Annotated in this window: 15 protein-coding genes and 1 pseudogene; 10 read left to right on the forward strand and 6 right to left on the reverse strand. The window is 69.1% G+C overall.

All coding sequences use genetic code 11. The annotated features are described in order from the left end of the window. Nucleotides 1-2: 2 nt before the first annotated feature. Nucleotides 3-1349 (reverse strand): MFS transporter, encoded by a 1347-nt coding sequence (locus HNO83_RS08280; RefSeq protein WP_349627109.1) that lies wholly within the window; start codon nucleotides 1347-1349, stop codon nucleotides 3-5. Between the two features lie 210 nt (nucleotides 1350-1559). Between HNO83_RS08280 and HNO83_RS08285 the strand changes: the two genes are divergently transcribed. After that, on the forward strand, nucleotides 1560-2498 hold the full coding sequence (locus HNO83_RS08285) for an Lrp/AsnC family transcriptional regulator (protein ID WP_175337064.1): 939 nt from the start codon (nucleotides 1560-1562) through the stop codon (nucleotides 2496-2498). A gap of 6 nt (nucleotides 2499-2504) precedes the next feature. Here HNO83_RS08285 and fliN read toward each other — a convergent pair whose 3' ends face one another. Together fliN and HNO83_RS08295 are read right to left on the reverse strand one after the other, a co-directional pair. Then, nucleotides 2505-3215 carry a flagellar motor switch protein FliN gene (gene fliN / locus HNO83_RS08290; protein WP_502708427.1) on the reverse strand — a complete coding sequence of 237 codons (711 nt, stop codon included), beginning with the start codon at nucleotides 3213-3215 and terminating at the stop codon, nucleotides 2505-2507. Between the two features lie 10 nt (nucleotides 3216-3225). Then, the gene (locus tag HNO83_RS08295; protein WP_175337066.1) at nucleotides 3226-4107 is read right to left on the reverse strand and encodes a flagellar motor switch protein FliM; all 882 of its coding nucleotides are present in this window, start codon (nucleotides 4105-4107) and stop codon (nucleotides 3226-3228) included. Nucleotides 4108-4266: 159 nt separating this feature from the next. Between HNO83_RS08295 and HNO83_RS08300 the strand changes: the two genes are divergently transcribed. The 3 genes from HNO83_RS08300 to HNO83_RS08310 are packed head-to-tail and all read left to right on the forward strand — an operon-like array spanning nucleotide 4267 to nucleotide 6246. After that, on the forward strand, nucleotides 4267-4593 hold the full coding sequence (locus HNO83_RS08300) for a flagellar FlbD family protein (RefSeq protein ID WP_175337067.1): 327 nt from the start codon (nucleotides 4267-4269) through the stop codon (nucleotides 4591-4593). After that, nucleotides 4593-5411: a motility protein A gene (locus HNO83_RS08305; protein WP_175337068.1), complete on the forward strand. Its 819-nt coding sequence runs from the start codon at nucleotides 4593-4595 to the stop codon at nucleotides 5409-5411. The genes HNO83_RS08300 and HNO83_RS08305 overlap by 1 nt, the downstream gene beginning before the upstream one ends. A 1-nt stretch (nucleotide 5412) precedes the next feature. Continuing rightward, the gene (locus tag HNO83_RS08310) at nucleotides 5413-6246 is read left to right on the forward strand and encodes an OmpA/MotB family protein (protein WP_175337069.1); all 834 of its coding nucleotides are present in this window, start codon (nucleotides 5413-5415) and stop codon (nucleotides 6244-6246) included. Nucleotides 6247-6254: 8 nt separating this feature from the next. Here HNO83_RS08310 and arfA read toward each other — a convergent pair whose 3' ends face one another. Continuing rightward, nucleotides 6255-7760 (reverse strand): arabinosylfuranosidase ArfA, encoded by a 1506-nt coding sequence (gene arfA, locus HNO83_RS08315; RefSeq protein ID WP_175337070.1) that lies wholly within the window; start codon nucleotides 7758-7760, stop codon nucleotides 6255-6257. 136 nt (nucleotides 7761-7896) lie between these two features. Here arfA and HNO83_RS08320 point away from each other — a divergent pair, with 136 nt between their 5' ends. Further along, complete coding sequence (locus tag HNO83_RS08320; RefSeq protein ID WP_175337071.1) at nucleotides 7897-8646, forward strand: ABC transporter permease; 750 nt, start codon at nucleotides 7897-7899, stop codon at nucleotides 8644-8646. A 7-nt stretch (nucleotides 8647-8653) separates the two neighbouring features. Here HNO83_RS08320 and HNO83_RS08325 read toward each other — a convergent pair whose 3' ends face one another. Then, nucleotides 8654-9004: a metalloregulator ArsR/SmtB family transcription factor gene (locus HNO83_RS08325; protein ID WP_175337072.1), complete on the reverse strand. Its 351-nt coding sequence runs from the start codon at nucleotides 9002-9004 to the stop codon at nucleotides 8654-8656. Between the two features lie 221 nt (nucleotides 9005-9225). Here HNO83_RS08325 and HNO83_RS08330 point away from each other — a divergent pair, with 221 nt between their 5' ends. Continuing rightward, entirely contained in the window at nucleotides 9226-9654 is a 429-nt protein-coding gene (locus tag HNO83_RS08330; RefSeq protein WP_175337073.1) for an arsenate reductase ArsC, read from the forward strand. Between the two features lie 114 nt (nucleotides 9655-9768). Here the strand turns inward: HNO83_RS08330 and HNO83_RS20745 are convergent, their stop codons facing one another. Continuing rightward, nucleotides 9769-11199, reverse strand: coding sequence for an LAVTG motif-containing sortase-dependent surface protein (locus tag HNO83_RS20745; protein ID WP_349627110.1), 1431 nt, complete (start codon nucleotides 11197-11199; stop codon nucleotides 9769-9771). A gap of 273 nt (nucleotides 11200-11472) precedes the next feature. Between HNO83_RS20745 and HNO83_RS08340 the strand changes: the two genes are divergently transcribed. The 4 genes and pseudogenes from HNO83_RS08340 (at nucleotide 11473) to HNO83_RS08355 (ending at nucleotide 13909) form a co-directional block, all read left to right on the forward strand. Further along, a complete protein-coding gene (locus HNO83_RS08340) occupies nucleotides 11473-12090 on the forward strand; it encodes a nucleotidyltransferase domain-containing protein (protein WP_175337075.1) in 618 nt (205 codons plus the stop codon). After that, nucleotides 12087-12506, forward strand: a complete 420-nt coding sequence (locus HNO83_RS08345) for a hypothetical protein (RefSeq protein WP_175337076.1) — start codon at nucleotides 12087-12089, stop codon at nucleotides 12504-12506. Before HNO83_RS08340 ends, HNO83_RS08345 begins: the two co-directional genes overlap by 4 nt. A 32-nt stretch (nucleotides 12507-12538) precedes the next feature. Further along, a pseudogene (locus HNO83_RS20300) lies at nucleotides 12539-12665 on the forward strand (phosphotyrosine protein phosphatase); the annotation flags it as partial. Between the two features lie 530 nt (nucleotides 12666-13195). Next, the gene (locus tag HNO83_RS08355; protein ID WP_249776604.1) at nucleotides 13196-13909 is read left to right on the forward strand and encodes a GNAT family N-acetyltransferase; all 714 of its coding nucleotides are present in this window, start codon (nucleotides 13196-13198) and stop codon (nucleotides 13907-13909) included. Nucleotides 13910-14534 lie beyond the last annotated feature (625 nt).

Raw genomic sequence — 14534 nt, forward strand, 5'->3', positions numbered from 1 at the left:
GGTCAGATCCTCGTGGTGTTGATCGCGGTGGTGTCGAGTCGTGGATTGAAGGAGGCGGTCACCGGAGCAGCGTCGGAGTGCTGCGGCGCGAACCACGTGCCGATGACGGCGATGAGCGCCAGCGCCCCGAAGAACCAGATCGCCGACCAGAAGCTCCCGGTCGCCGCGATCAGGCCGGTCGCGATGGCGGGCGAGAGCCCGCCCCACACGGCCGCGCCGATCCCGTAGGAGAGCGACATCGACGTGTACCGCGCCTGCGGCCGGAACATCTGCGTCATCACGGTGGACAACGGCGCCCACGCCCCGCTCAGGGTGATGCGGATGACGCTGACGAAGATGTAGATCAAGGCGACCTGGTGGTTCTGGATGACCAGCACCAGCGGGATCACCGCCACGAACGACAGGATCGAGCCGAGGATGATGACCCGCTTGCCGCCCCACTTGTCGCCCAGCATCGCCAGCGGCAGCGTGACCAACGCCTCGATGAACGATGCGATCGTCATGGCCCCGAGGATGATGTCGGCGGGCAGGCCGACCTCCGGGCTCGTGGCGAAGTTCTGCACGAACGTTGTGGCGATGACGTAGCCGCCCGACGACATGGCGATGATGCAGAAGCCGAGCAGGATGGGCAGCCAGTTGTTGCGCAGCGCGAACACGATCGGCGTGGACTGCTTGTGGCCCTCGATCTTCTCCTCGAAGACCGGCGTCTCCTCCACCCGGAGGCGCACCCAGATGCCGACGCCGATGAGGACGATGGAGAACAGGAACGGAACACGCCATCCCCACGTCAGCAGGACGTCGTCGCCCATGGCGGCGAGGATCCAGAACGCACCGGAGGCCATCAGCGCGCCGAGCGGGTTGCCGAGCTGCGTGAAGCCGCCGTAGAAGGTCTTGAACTTCGGCGGGGCGCTCTCCACCGACATCAGGCTGGCCCCGCCCCACTCGCCGCCGACCGCGAGTCCCTGCGCGATGCGCAGCACGATGAGCAGGATCGGCGCCGCGATGCCGATGGCGGCGTACCCCGGCAGGCAGCCGACGAGGACCGTGGCGACGCCCATCAGGAACAGCGTGAGCGTGAGGGCGCGCTTGCGGCCCAGCTTGTCGCCGATGTGGCCGAAGATGATGCCGCCGAGCGGACGCATGAAGTAGGCGACCGCGTAGGTGCCGAACGACGCGAGCGTCCCGAGCGCGTGGTTGATCTCGGGGAAGAACACCTGGGGGAACACGATGGCCGCGGCCGTCGCGTAGACGTAGAAGTCGTACCACTCGATGGTCGTCCCGACGACCGAGGCGAGGCCGGCCCTCAGTGCCCGGCGGTGCCCGGCGGGGTGGATGGCGGTTGCAGACACACACAGCTCCTTTGCTCGTATTGTCATGAAGTTCGTCGTGAAGTCTCACGCCGCCGGTCAGGATGCGCAAGCGCACTTCGAAGCCCGCGCTTCGGGTTCGCCGTCGTTCTGCGCACCGAAGTCGTCATTCAGCGCGCGGATCGTCGTTATCGCCGGACTCCTGCCGCGGAAGTGCGGTTCCGCGGGAGCGATTCCGGGTATTCTGACGATATGCCCGTCCGCCACGACCGCGGAGCGCCCGACCGCGACACCGACGGGCTCGACAGCAGCCTCGTCCGCGCACTCCAGGCCGACGGCCGGGCGAGCATCCACGAGCTCGCCCGGACCCTCGGCGTCTCGCGCGACCTCGTCTCGCGGCGGTTGAGCACCCTGATCGGCCGGGACGGTCTGCGGGTCGTCGCGGCCCTCGACCCCGGCTTCGCCGGTCTCAACGTGCTCATCCACGGCCTCGTCGAGGTGGACGGGCCGGCCCGCCCGGTCGCAGAGCGCATCGCCGGCCTGCCGGACACGGTGTTCGTCTCCTTGGTGGCCGGCGGCGCCTCGCTGGTGTTCGAGTCACGGCACGGCGACACCGACGAGCTGGGCGCGACGCTCGCCGCCATCCGCGAGATCCCGGGCGTCCGCCGCGTGCGGGTCACCACCTACGACGGACTGCTCAAGGAGTTCATCACCGCCGCCTCCGTCACCGATGTGCGGCTCGACCGGCTCGACCACGACCTCATCGCGATCCTGCAGGACGACGGCCGCGCCAGCTACCGTGCCCTCGCCGATGCCGTGCGTCTCTCCCCCTCGTCCACGCGGGCGCGCGTGCGGCGCCTGCTCGACGCGGGCGTCATCCGGATCGCGGCCATCGACGCCGGCGGCCTCTCGCGCAACCGCGTGGCGGTCGGCGTCGGGATCGCCCTGCGCGGCGCCCCGGAACCCGTCCACCGCTACCTGGTCGACACGCGCGCCGTCGACCTCGCGGCCGCCGCGCACGGCGCCTACGACGTCATCGCGACGATCGTCGGCACGGCGACGGCGGGCGTGCTGGCCGTCATCGAGGAGCTGCGGGCGCTGCCCGGCGTCGGCTCGCTCGAGACCTGGGCGCACCTCGACATCATCAAAGAGGACTACACGCGCACCCTGGGCCGGATCGTCCGGCCCTGAGCGGGGTCAGTCCAGGTCCTCCGCGGTGTCCAGGATCTTGGTGATGCGCACCGCGTAGTCCTGGTCGATGACGACGATCTCGCCGTGCGCGATGAGGCGGCCGTTGAGCAGCACATCGGCGGGCGAGCCGGCGGAGCGGTCCAGCTCGATGACCGCGCCCGGCTCCATCGCGAGCACGTCGCGCACCGCCATCCGGGTGCGGCCGATCTCCACGGTGAGCGCCATCTCCACGTTGCTGATCCGCCCCAGCTTGCCGCCCAGGCCGCTCGTGCCCGAGCGCTCGGCGACGGACGCACGGCCGCGGACCGCGAACCACCCGGCCACGCCGGACGGGCCGGAGAGGGCGAACACGGAGGTGGCCGGGTCGGAGAACAGCTCGGCGGCGTCCTCGGTGCGGGCGTCGTCGAGCACGCCGGCACCGAGCGTGTCGCTCGCCGCCTCCAGGGCGGGCTGCAGCACATCCTCCAGCGCGACCACCGGGGAGCCGTCGGCGCCCTCGTCCACCAGCTGCGGCGCCTCCAGGAGCACGACGGCGAGGTCGGCCGCGACGGACCCGACGAAGGTGGCGACCACGGCGCGGCCGGCCTCCCGGACCTCGGAGCCCTGCGAGAGCAGGGGCGTCAGCGGCGTGCCGGTCGGCAACACCCGGGCGAGCGCTTCTGCGGCGGCCTGCGCCTGGCCCAGCGAGAGCCCTGCTGCGTTCGCGGTGCTGGTCATGCTCATGGGTTCAGTCCTCTGTCTTGACGATCACGCAGGCGAGACGGGAGCCGCTCGAGCCGAGGGCGGCCGAGGCGACGGTCTGGCCGCCGACGGTGAGATCGAACGGGCGGTGTTGCGGGTGCGGGAGCGGGAGCAGGTCGCCGACGCTCAGGTTCAGCACGACGCTGGGGCGGACGTTCGCGGGCGCCAGGCGCAGGGCGACATCCACCGGGACCTGGGCGAGCTGAGCATCCACCAGCTCCCGCGCGTTCTCGGTGCTGTGGGTCGGGTTCGTCTCGCCCAGCTGCGGCAGCACGGCGACGGCGGGAAGGGCGAGCGTCGCGCGTGCGACGTTCTCGCCCACCCGCAGCTCGAAGCCCGCCACGATCATCAGCTCGTTGGTGGCCGCGGCCTGGGCGAACTGCGAGTTGTACTGGATGGCGTCCACCGAGATCGGGGCGAGCAGGATGGAGCCGAGCGAGTAGCGCAGGTCCTCCAGCGCGTCGTCCATGAGCCGGCGGACGAGGGCGTGCTCGATCTGGGTGAAGGTGCGCTCGTGGTCGACCGGCGTGCCCTGTCCGCCGAGCATCGCGTTCACCCAGGAGAGCGCCGCGATGGTCGGGAACTGGATGACGGCCTTCGGCGTCACGTCGCCGAGCTCGCACAGCACCATGGCCGTGGTGGATGGCAGCGAGGCGGCGTACTCGTCGTACGTCTGCATCTGCACGGAGTCGCACTCCACCTGGCTGAGCACGCGCACCTTCGCGGTGAGCTGGGTGCCCCACTGCCGGGCGAACGTCTCGAACGCCAGCTCCAGCACGCGCGAGTGCTCGCGCGCGAGGGTGGTCGGCCGCCGGAAGTCGTAGACCGGCGCCTCGGGGGCGTCCGACGGGGCCTGCAGGATGGTCACGGGAGCCACTATCGGCAGGTCGGCGGGACCCGTTAGCCCCGGCACGGCGCCCGCGGACTCTTCGCCTTCCCGGCTCCCGGTCCCCCTAACGACCGACCGCGGCGGGCCGATAGTGCCCTCGTGACGGCTCACCCGGAGCCGAGACCAGGATTCGCGCCCATGATCGTCGTCACCCGATTGAACGACAGCCAGTTTGCGGTCAACCCCGACCTCATCGAGCGCATCCACGCCAGTCCGGATACCACTCTCGTCATGGTCGACGGGGCGAAGTTCATCGTCACCGAGTCCCTGAACGAAGTGATCGAGAAGATCGCCGCGTACCGGGCGCGTGTGATCGCTCTCGCCCACGACCTCCCCGCCGCCGGCCCGCGCCCCGTGCCCGCGCCGCCGCTGGGGCTCGTGACGCTGGCCGGGCTGGAAGACGACGAAGCGGTGGAGGCTCACCCCGAGGCCCGCGCCGTCCCCCTCCGAGCAAGGAAGAAGTAATGGACCCGGCAACGATAATCGGCATCGTCCTCGCGTTCGGCGCCGTCGTCGCGATGGTGACGATGGAGGGCGCCCACCTGAGCGCGCTGCTGCTGCCCGCCCCCATGGTGCTGGTCTTCGGGGCCACCATCGCCGTCGGCATCGCCAGCGGCACGATCAAGGACTTCCTCGTCGCGGTGAAGTCCCTCCCCCGGGCGCTCCGCGGCAAGGTGGAGCCGCCGCAGCAGGTCATCGACCAGGTCGTCGGCCTCGCCGAGAAGGCCCGCGCCAACGGCCTGCTCGCCATGGAGCAGGAGGCCGACGGCGTCGACGACCCGTTCCTGAAGCGCGCGCTGCAGAACATCGCGGACGGCACGGACGGCGACGAGCTGCGCGTGCTGCTGGAGGACGAGATCGCCACGCGCTCGAAGAAGGACCGGGTCGCCGCCAAGTTCTTCAGCGCGATGGGCGGCTACGCGCCCACCATCGGCATCATCGGCACCGTCGTCTCGCTCACGCACGTGCTGGAGAACCTGGCGGAGCCCGGAGAGTTGGGCCCACTGATCGCGAGCGCCTTCGTCGCCACCCTGTGGGGCCTGATGTCGGCGAACTTCCTCTGGCTTCCGCTCGGATCCCGCCTCCGGCGGCTGTCCGAGCTGGATGTGGAGCGCATGACCCTGCTCATGGAGGGCGTGCTGGCCGTCCAGGCGGGAAGCCAGCCGCGCCTCCTCGGCGAGCGCCTGCGCGCCATGGTGCCCGACGGCGAGGCCGACAAGCCCGCGGCCAAGAGCGCGAAGGCGGCGCGCGGCGCGAAGGATCCCGTCGAGGAAGCCGCCTGACATGTCCGCCCGTCGACGGAAGAGGCACGAGGAGCCGGAGGAGCACGAGAACGAGGAGCGCTGGATGGCCTCCTACATGGACATGGTCACCGTGCTCATGTGCATGTTCATCGTGCTGTTCGCCATGTCGACGGTGGACGCGAAGAAGTTCGAGCAGCTGAAGGACTCACTGGCGACCGGATTCGGCCAGGTGAAGACGCAGAAGATCGACACCGCATCCGGGGTCGTCGTCCCGCCCAAGCATGTCGACGAGGCCGGGAAGGCGACCGACTTCTCTCTCGCCCAGCAGGAGGCGCAGAATCTCCAGCACCTGAAGGATCAGATCCAGGCGGCCCTGACCCACGACGGGCTCCAGGACTCGGTGGAGCTGAAGATCGACGAGCGCGGCCTCACGATCGGACTCGTGGGCAACTCCACCTTCTTCGACTCGAACCGGGCCGAGCTGAGCGCCCGCGCGGTCGCCGTCCTGAACGACATCGGACCGGTGCTCGCCCCCGCGCCCTACAACGTCTCGGTAGAGGGCCACGCCGACCTGCGCCAGCCCGGCGCGCCCTACCCGACCAACTGGGAGCTCTCAGCCGGGCGGGCGACCAGCGTGCTGCGGCACCTGGTGGAGACGAACGGCTTCCCGCAGGAGCGCATCGCCGCCGTCAGCTTCGGCTCAGCGCGTCCGGTCGCCGGCCACACCGGGACGACCGACGCCGACCTGGCACAGAACCGGCGGGTGGACGTGGTGGTGCTCTCCGCGCAGCCGGACGAGATCCGCAAGCTGATCCCCCAGGCCCTCCAGTCGCCTGCTCCCGCGCCCGAGCCCGCTCCCGCCGCCGCCGGCTGAGTGCCGGCCTAGGCGAGGGAGACGGCTGTCCAGGAGACCGGGGGCAGGCTCAGGGTGAGCTCGCCGTCGGCCAGGGACGCCTCCGGGGTCGCGCGCAGGCCGACGCGGGTCTGGTCCTGCAGCGTGTTCTTCGCGTACACGTCGTCGTCCCACAGCGACAACGCCTCCCGGACGCGGTCCACGCCCAGGTCGCGCACATCCACCCGGACCGTCTGCGTCTCCGTCGTGCTGCGATTCACCACGAACAGCGCGGCGGAGCCGGTGGCCTCGTCGAAAGTGGCGACAGCATCCACCAGGTCGGCCTCGCCGTACACCGCCGTCTCGTAGGTCCCTGTCGCGATCGTCGGACGCAGCACCTCGCCCGCCGCCAGCCGGCTGGTCACCGAGAACGGGAAGAACGTCGACTGCCGCCAGGCGTCGCCGCCCGGCTCGGTCATGATCGGCGCGATCGCGTTGACCAGCTGCGCGAGGGAGGCGCTGGTCACGCGGTCGTGGTTCTTCAGCAGCGTGATGAGCAGGTTGCCGAGCACGACCGCGTCGGCCACCGAGTAGACGTCCTCCAGCAGCCGCGGCGCGTACCGCCACTCGTCGCCGACCTCGCCCGACTCCTTGTGCTCGTCGAGGTACCAGATGTTCCACTCGTCGAAGGAGACCTGGATGCGCTTCCTGCTCTTCAGCCGGTTGCCGACGTGATCGGCCGTGGAGACGACGGTGTCGATGAAGTACTGCATGTCCACCGACGACGCCAGGAACGAGCCGAGGTCGCCGCCGCGCTCCTGGTAGTAGGCGTGCGCGGAGATGTAGTCGACGTGCTCGTAGGAGTGCTCGAGCACGACGCGCTCCCACTCGCCGAAGGTCGGCATCCCGGAGCCGGAGGAGCCGCACACCACGAGCTGGAGGTCCTTGTCGGCCGTCTTCATCGCCGCGGCGGTGCGGGCGGCGAGCTTGCCGTAGTCGTCCGCCGTCATGTAGCCGGTCTGCCACGGGCCGTCCATCTCGTTGCCGAGGCACCACATCCTGATATCGTGCGGCTTCGGGGTGCCGTTGGCGACGCGCTGGTCGCTGAGGGCGGTGCCGGAGGGGTGGTTGGCGTACTCGAGCAGGTCGAGGGCCTCCTGGATGCCGCGGGTGCCCAGGTTGACGGCGAGCATCAGCTCGGAGCCGGTCAGCTTCAGCCAGCGGGCGAACTCGTCGAGCCCGACCTGGTTCGACTCCAGCGAGTGCCAGGCGAGGTCGCGGCGCACCGGCCGCCGGTCGCGGGGTCCGACCGAGTCCTCCCAGCGGAAGCCGGACACGAAGTTGCCGCCCGGGTAGCGGACCGTCGTCGTGCCGAGCTCGCGGACCAGGTCGACCACGTCGAGCCGGAAGCCGTCCTCGTTCGCCGTCGGATGCCCCGGCTCGTAGATCCCGTCGTAGACGCAGCGCCCGAGGTGCTCGACGAACGAGCCGAAGAGGCGGCGGTCGACGGTCGCGACGCGGTTGGAGCGGGCGAGGGCGATGCGGGACTCGGTCATGGATCTCCTGTGCTCGACGGTGAGGGGCTCGACGGTGAGGGTCTCGACCGTGAGGGGCTCCTCCATCTTGCTGGGCCGGGATGCTGCGGTGTCAAAAATTTTCGTTCGCGTTTTCGGGACGCTCTAGGCTCGTCACGTGCCGATCCTCCAGGAGCTCGCCCCGACCCTGCTCGGTGTCGCGGTGCTCGCGCTGGTCGCCGTCACGGTGCTCGCCGCGTACGGTGTCCCGCACCGCTGGGCACCGGCGCTCGCCATCCTGCGCGGCGCTGCTCAGCTCGCCGTCATCAGCCTGGTCCTGGCCGGCGTCATCACCGACCCGCTGTGGGTCGCGCTCGCGCTCCTCATCATGTTCTCGGTGGCGGCCGCGACCGCGACGCGCCGGGTGGGCTGGTCGCGCGACCACGCCGTGATGATGGCGACCGGGATGGCGACCGGCGTGCTGGTGGCGGCCGGGGTCGTGTTCGCCACAGGGGCGATCGAGTTCAACGCCCGGTATGCACTCGCGATCGGCGGCATCGTCATCGGCAACTCGATGAGCATCGCGACCCTCACCGGGCGACGCTTCACCGAGGCGACGGACGACCACTGGGACGAGGTGGAGGGGTGGCTGGCCCTCGGCGCCACCCCGCGCCAGTCGACTCTGGAGCTCGCGCGCGGCGCGGTCTACTCCGCGCTCATCCCGTCGGTCGACCAGACCAAGACCACCGGGCTCGTGACCCTCCCCGGCGCCTTCGTCGGCGCGATCTTCGGCGGGGTGTCGCCGCTGGAGGCCGGGCGGTTCCAGGTGGTCGTGCTCGCCGCGATCATGGCGGCAGGCTCCATCACGGCGGTCATCGTGACCGCCTGGCTCGCGCCGGTGAAGGTGCGGCCCGCGCGGCTTCGGTGAGGTCGTCTCAGACCGACGTCAGGAACGACGAGACGGCATCCAGCGACCCCGGCACGATGCGGTAGTACGCCCAGGTGCCGCGCTTGCTGCGGCTGAGGAAGCCGGCGTCGACGAGGATCTTGAGGTGGTGCGACACCGTCGGCTGCGAGAGCCCCAGGGGTTCGGTGAGGTCGCACACGCAGGCCTCTCCGTCTTCGTGCGCGGCGACCATGGAGATCAGGCGCAGGCGGGCCGGGTCGGCGAGCGCCTTCATCGCCCGGGCGACCGAGACCGCGTTCTCCTCGCCGATGACCTCACGCGTGATGGGCGCGCAGCAGGCCTGCAGGTCGCGCAACGGGAGGAGTTCGGTGATGGTCACGCTGCAATCTTCGCCCATACATTGACAACCGTCAATGTATTCGTTCATGGTGTGTTCATCGACAAACGTCGATGAAGAAGGGAGGATCATCATGGGATGCTGCGACAGCGACGACTGCCAGGTGCTGCCGGACGGCTCGTGCTCGCCCGACTGCTGCTGACAGAGCCGGGCCGCCGTCCCGCCCGGCCGGCGGCCCACCCCTCGACGACATGGAGCTGAACATGACCACCACCCCGACCGTCCTGTTCGTCTGCGTGCACAACGCCGGGCGCTCGCAGATGGCCGCAGGCTTCCTCCGCGAGCTCTCGGGCGGGAGCGTGGAAGTGCTCTCCGCCGGCTCCGAGCCGAAGGACAGCCTGAACCCCGTCGCCGTTCAGGCCATGGCCGAGGTCGGCATCGACATCGCCGGCAACACGCCGAAAGTACTCACCACCGAGGCGGTGAAGGACTCCGACGTGGTCATCACGATGGGCTGCGGCGACACCTGCCCGATCTTCCCCGGCAAGCGCTACGAGGACTGGGAGCTCACCGACCCGGCCGGCCGCCCGATCGAGGAGGTGCGGCCCATCCGCGACGAGATCGAGCGGCGCGTGCGGCAGCTGCTGGCGGAGGTCGCGCCCGGCGAGGTCGCGCCCGGCGCTCCGGCGTAGCAGGCATGCCCGCGCGCGCCGCGGTCGCCTCCCGAGCACACGACATGAACGCGTACTGAGACGACGAACCCCCGCCCTGCTCGGCAGGACGGGGGTTCGTTGGCCGGGTGCGCGTCAGGCGGTCTGCGCGCGACGGCGGCGGACGACGAGCAGCGCCGCGCCGCCGAAGAGGAGAAGTGCGCCGGCGATGAGCGGGCCGGTGGTGTCCGAACCGGTGTTCGCGAGCACGGCGGCCGGCGCGACGGCCGACACGGTGAAGGCGACAGCCTGGACGGTGCCCGACGTCTGGCCGGCGACCACGAGGGTGTGGGCACCGGACGCGATGGACGCGAGCAGGGCCGGGCTCAGCGAGATCTGGACGACGCCGTTGACCACGGGGAACGTGCCGACGAGAACCGGGGTGGAGTACGCGTACACGTCGACGTAGGAGTCGGCGCCGCTCCAGTCCACCTTCGCGGTGTAACCCTTGCTCCCGTCGAGCGCGGCGGGGAGGCCCGCGCTGGCCGGCGTCGCCGGGGTGACGCCCTTCGACGCGAGGAACTGCGGCAGAGCGTCGGAGGAGGCCGCGGGCGCGGGCGCAGCGTCCTTCTTCGGCGCGACGACCCAGTCGGTCATGTTGCTGTACACCTGGGTCGGTGAGAAGCCGTCCTTGTGGCCGGTGACGATGACGCCGATCTGCAGGGCCGTCTCACCCTCCGTCAGCGTGTAAGTCGGCGCGTTGTCCGCACCCTCGATGGGTCCGCCGAACTGGCCACCGGAGTAGTACCACTCGTAGTCGAAGCTGGTTCCCGCCGGCCAGCCCGCGGTCGCGACCGTGAGCGTGCTGCCCACCTTCGCGTCGCCGGAGAGGGTCGCCGTGCCCGCCTGCAGGGAGTCCTGGACGAAGACGTAGGCGGTGCCGTTGAAGTGCAGACCGGTCACGACCGGGCTGGTGCCGAGCTGCGAGAGGACACCGAAGCCGAGCACCTGCACGGTGGTGGTGTCGAGGTCGGAGATCAGTTCGCCGAGCGGGACCGGGGTGTTGGCGGGGATGACGGTCGGCGTGTCACCGGGGACGGTGATGTCCTGGCTGCTCACCCACGCCTGCTCGGTGGAGGCCGTGTTGTCACCCTCGGCAGGGCTCTCCGGGCGCAGGGTGGTGAACGACGGGTTCGCGCTGTCGCCGTAGTAGACGGGGAGCTGGAAGAACGCGGCGCCCGTGCCGGTCTTGGTCGACCAGGTGATGTCGCCGGCGTTGATCAGGTCGAAGAGCGCGTTGCCGGTCAGGCGCGCGTTCGGCTGGTAGCCGTAGACGACCTGCGACTCGTCGGTGAGCTTCAGGCCGTCGGCGGTGATGCTGTAGTTGGCGGACGTGGCACCGGCGTAGCCCTGGTGCCAGCCCGCGTACGTGCTCTCATCGGGGGCGATGTCGGACGCGTGCACCTGCGTCGGCGCATCGTCGGCGGCGGCCGGGGCGGCGAGGGCGAGGGCCCCGGCGCCGGCGAGCGCCAGGGTGAGGCTGAGGGCGGTCGCGCGGATGGCGCGAGGTTTTCTGGTGGAAGTCACGTGGCGAGCACCGTTTCGACTAGGGATCGGAATCTGGATGAGAGATGCTCGACGACCGTTATGGATATCCCCCGCATTCTCCATAGCGAGCCTATGGGAACGATCTCCTACGCGTATACCCCCGCATGAGGGGGTCGCGGGATGCCCTCACCGCCGCTACACGCTCGGTGCGCCCGCCGTATTGCATCAGTCCTGCGATATCCATAAAATAGTAGCGACTTCGCTAGAATAGTAGCGACTTCGCTATAATCCCAGCGATGAAAGGGAGCCACCGTGCAGCTGCAGCACCCACTCGCGACCGTCACCGCCGCCGTCGACGGCGATGTCCTCGAAGTGCTCACGCGCTCCGACCAGGAGTACTCCCTCACCACCCTCGCCGGCCTGATTCCCCACCGCTCCCCCGCAGGGATCCGCATCGCCGCGCTTCGCCTCGCCGAGCAGGGCATCGTCCAGCACCGTGTCGTCGGACGTTCGCGTCTGTTCACCCTCAACCGCGACCACCTGGCCGCGAGCACGATCATCGAGCTCGCCCATGTCCGTGCGACCTTCCTCACGCGGCTCACCGAAGCATGCAACCACATCCCGCAGCTCACGTACGCGGCTCTGTTCGGCAGCGCCGCCCGCGGGGAGATGCGCACAGACAGCGACATCGACCTGTTCTTCGTGCTCAGCGGTGAGACCACGCAGGAGACCGCGGCGGGCGTCGAAGAGCAGATCCACGAACTCGCCACCCGTGCCACTGCGTGGACCGGCAACGACGTGCGCCCCGTCATCTACCACGAGGATGCCATCGAACCGCAGCCGGTGCTCCGAGCCATCGCCGCCGAAGGCATCACCATCTGCGGCGAAGACCGCTGGCTCCGCCGTCGCCTGCAAGGGATGAGCGCATGACCCGGATGGACCAGACCTCCCTCCGCCGCGGCGACGAGGCCTTCCGCTCCGGTCGTCTCCGCAAGGCCGAAGGTTTCCACGAGGCCGCCGAATGGCTCCACGACATCGACTCCGAAGACGGCATCCTCGCCGGCACATCGTTCTTCGCCAACTCGGCCGTCGCCCTCTATGTTCTCAGCGGCATCGCCTCCGCCGATGCCGTCTGCATCCGCGCCACCGGGAGGTACTCCGCGAACGGCAGCCACGACGCGTCCATCGCCGTCCTCCGCGACGCCGCCGGTCAACCCGTCGCGAAGCACCTCCAGACCCTGCTCGCTATCAAGAGCAGGGCCGAATACGACTCCCGCAGCGTCACCGGCGGGGACATTCAAGTCGCCCGGGCCGCCGCGGGCGCTCTCCTCAGCGCAGCCCGCTGACCGTCGGGCAGCGGCGCGTCAGCCACGGCAGGGCCGAGGCCGGCATCGACATCACCGACAACACGCCGAAGGTCCTCGCCACCCGAGTCCGTGAAGGACTCCGACGTCGTCATCACGATGGGCTGCGGCGACACCTGCCCGACCTTCCCCGAGCGCCGGAGCCCGAGTCCGAGGTCGTATAGGCCCCTCTCGACGAGTGAGACCATCTCCGCTTCCCGGAGGTCGAAGACGGGATGCGCGAGGAGCGTCTCCGCGTGGGTGTTGAGGAGTATCGCGCGCTCGTGCAGCGCAACACGCAGGTCCGCCCTGGGGACTCCGCCGACCTCGAGGTGCAGCGTATCCGCCGGATACCCATGCTGTTGAGCCACCGATCCACCGTATCGGCATCCCGGCCACGGGGATGCCGACCTCCTCTCACGCCGACAGCTCCTGAGTTTTTCGACCGGACACGCCAGTGAGAGGTCGAAGAACTCAGGAGCTGTTGGCGCGGGGAATCAGCGCTTCTGTCGGGAACCAGGGGGTGTCTCTACCCGATCGGCGTTGATGCCGTGTCTCGCGTGGCGGGCCACCGACGGCGGGTTGATGACCGTCCGCTCCGCATTACGGTGTCTCCTAACGGCCCAGTCACGTCCTCCGTGTCTGATCGACTCGATGGCGTTCGGGAACTGCGGATGACAGGATCTGGCTTCATGGCGAACAAGGAACTGACGCGAGACGAACTGCTCATGTTGCTCAAGATCGTTCAGGTGTTCGAGGCGTCGTACCTCGTCGATGACCCCGCGGCAATCATCGGCCAGATGCAGCAGCGGTTCGAGCGGTCGCTACAGGAGCACAGGGCACAGCTTGCTCCGAACCAGGCGACAAGAGAGCGCCTCTACCGCCTCGGCGTTCGCATCCGCCAAGCAATCGGGGAGCAGCTGAACAACGATGGTTCGCCAACCACGTACCGATCACCCGCTCACGGCCCCGGCGTACACGTCGCAGTCGCCGACTCTCTCTCCGAGGACGACTTCGACGGGATTCAGCGCCTATTACCTCAGCTCTCGTCAACGGCGACCTACGATCGGGGGCGTATCGAGCTGATGCTGCAGCACGACGGAACCGACCTGGTGGTCGCTCGATATAACGGGGTGCTTGTCGGAATGGCGACGCTCGCCTCCTTCGCGCTGCCGACCGGCGTTCGAGGGCATCTCGATGACGTCGTGGTGGACGAAACCCAGCGTGGCCGCGGGATCGCACGCGCGCTGCTGGAAGCGGTGATCGAACTGGCTCGGACCCGCGGCTTGCGGACGCTGGACCTTACATCACGCCCGTCGCGTGAGTCGGCGATTCGGCTCTACGAAGCGGTCGGCTTCGAGCGGCGGGACTCTCTGTTGATGAGATACGCGGGGGATCTCGGGTAGCGCTCAGCACGAGGCCGCCGGCCCGGGAATCGTTGGACTCCCGGGACGCGACGGCCTCTGGGTTGTTGCTCGGCTTACCTGGGGAGCATCGCCTCAATGACCCACCGGATCGCCGCTTGCACGACGAGACCGATCAGCCACCGGACGAGATCCCAGTTCACCCGTGTCCGTTTTTTCGGTTTCACGTTTGATCCAATCTCTTGGGAACGTGAGGGCGACCAGAGACAGGTAGACCGGAACTCGCAGCTCAGCGAGCCTGCAAGCTATGAAGGCACGTGCACCGGTGTGCACATGCCTGCACAGGCTTGCTCACCACTATTGAGTTGCGTAGGATTGATGTGAAGTGATTCACGGGACCCTTTGGTTCCCGGTAGTTGCCTCTCCCACGAGAAGCGGACTCGCCCCCGGCTGCCACCGGGGGTTTCGTCTTTTCCGCGTGGGGGCCGGCCCCAACCCTCTTAGGCCGACGTTGTTATTCTACCGGCGAAATTACCCCTGATCTCGGGAAACAAAGTCGGGTGTTGTGGATAACGTTCGGGCTCCCCGCGATCAGTTGCTCGCTTTTGCTACATAACGGCACATGGAGCGACACAGAGCTATCTATTGCGCGATACTCGGCCGCCAC

The sequence above is a fragment of the Leifsonia sp. C5G2 genome, assembly GCF_013359685.1.
GTDB lineage: Bacteria > Actinomycetota > Actinomycetes > Actinomycetales > Microbacteriaceae > Leifsonia.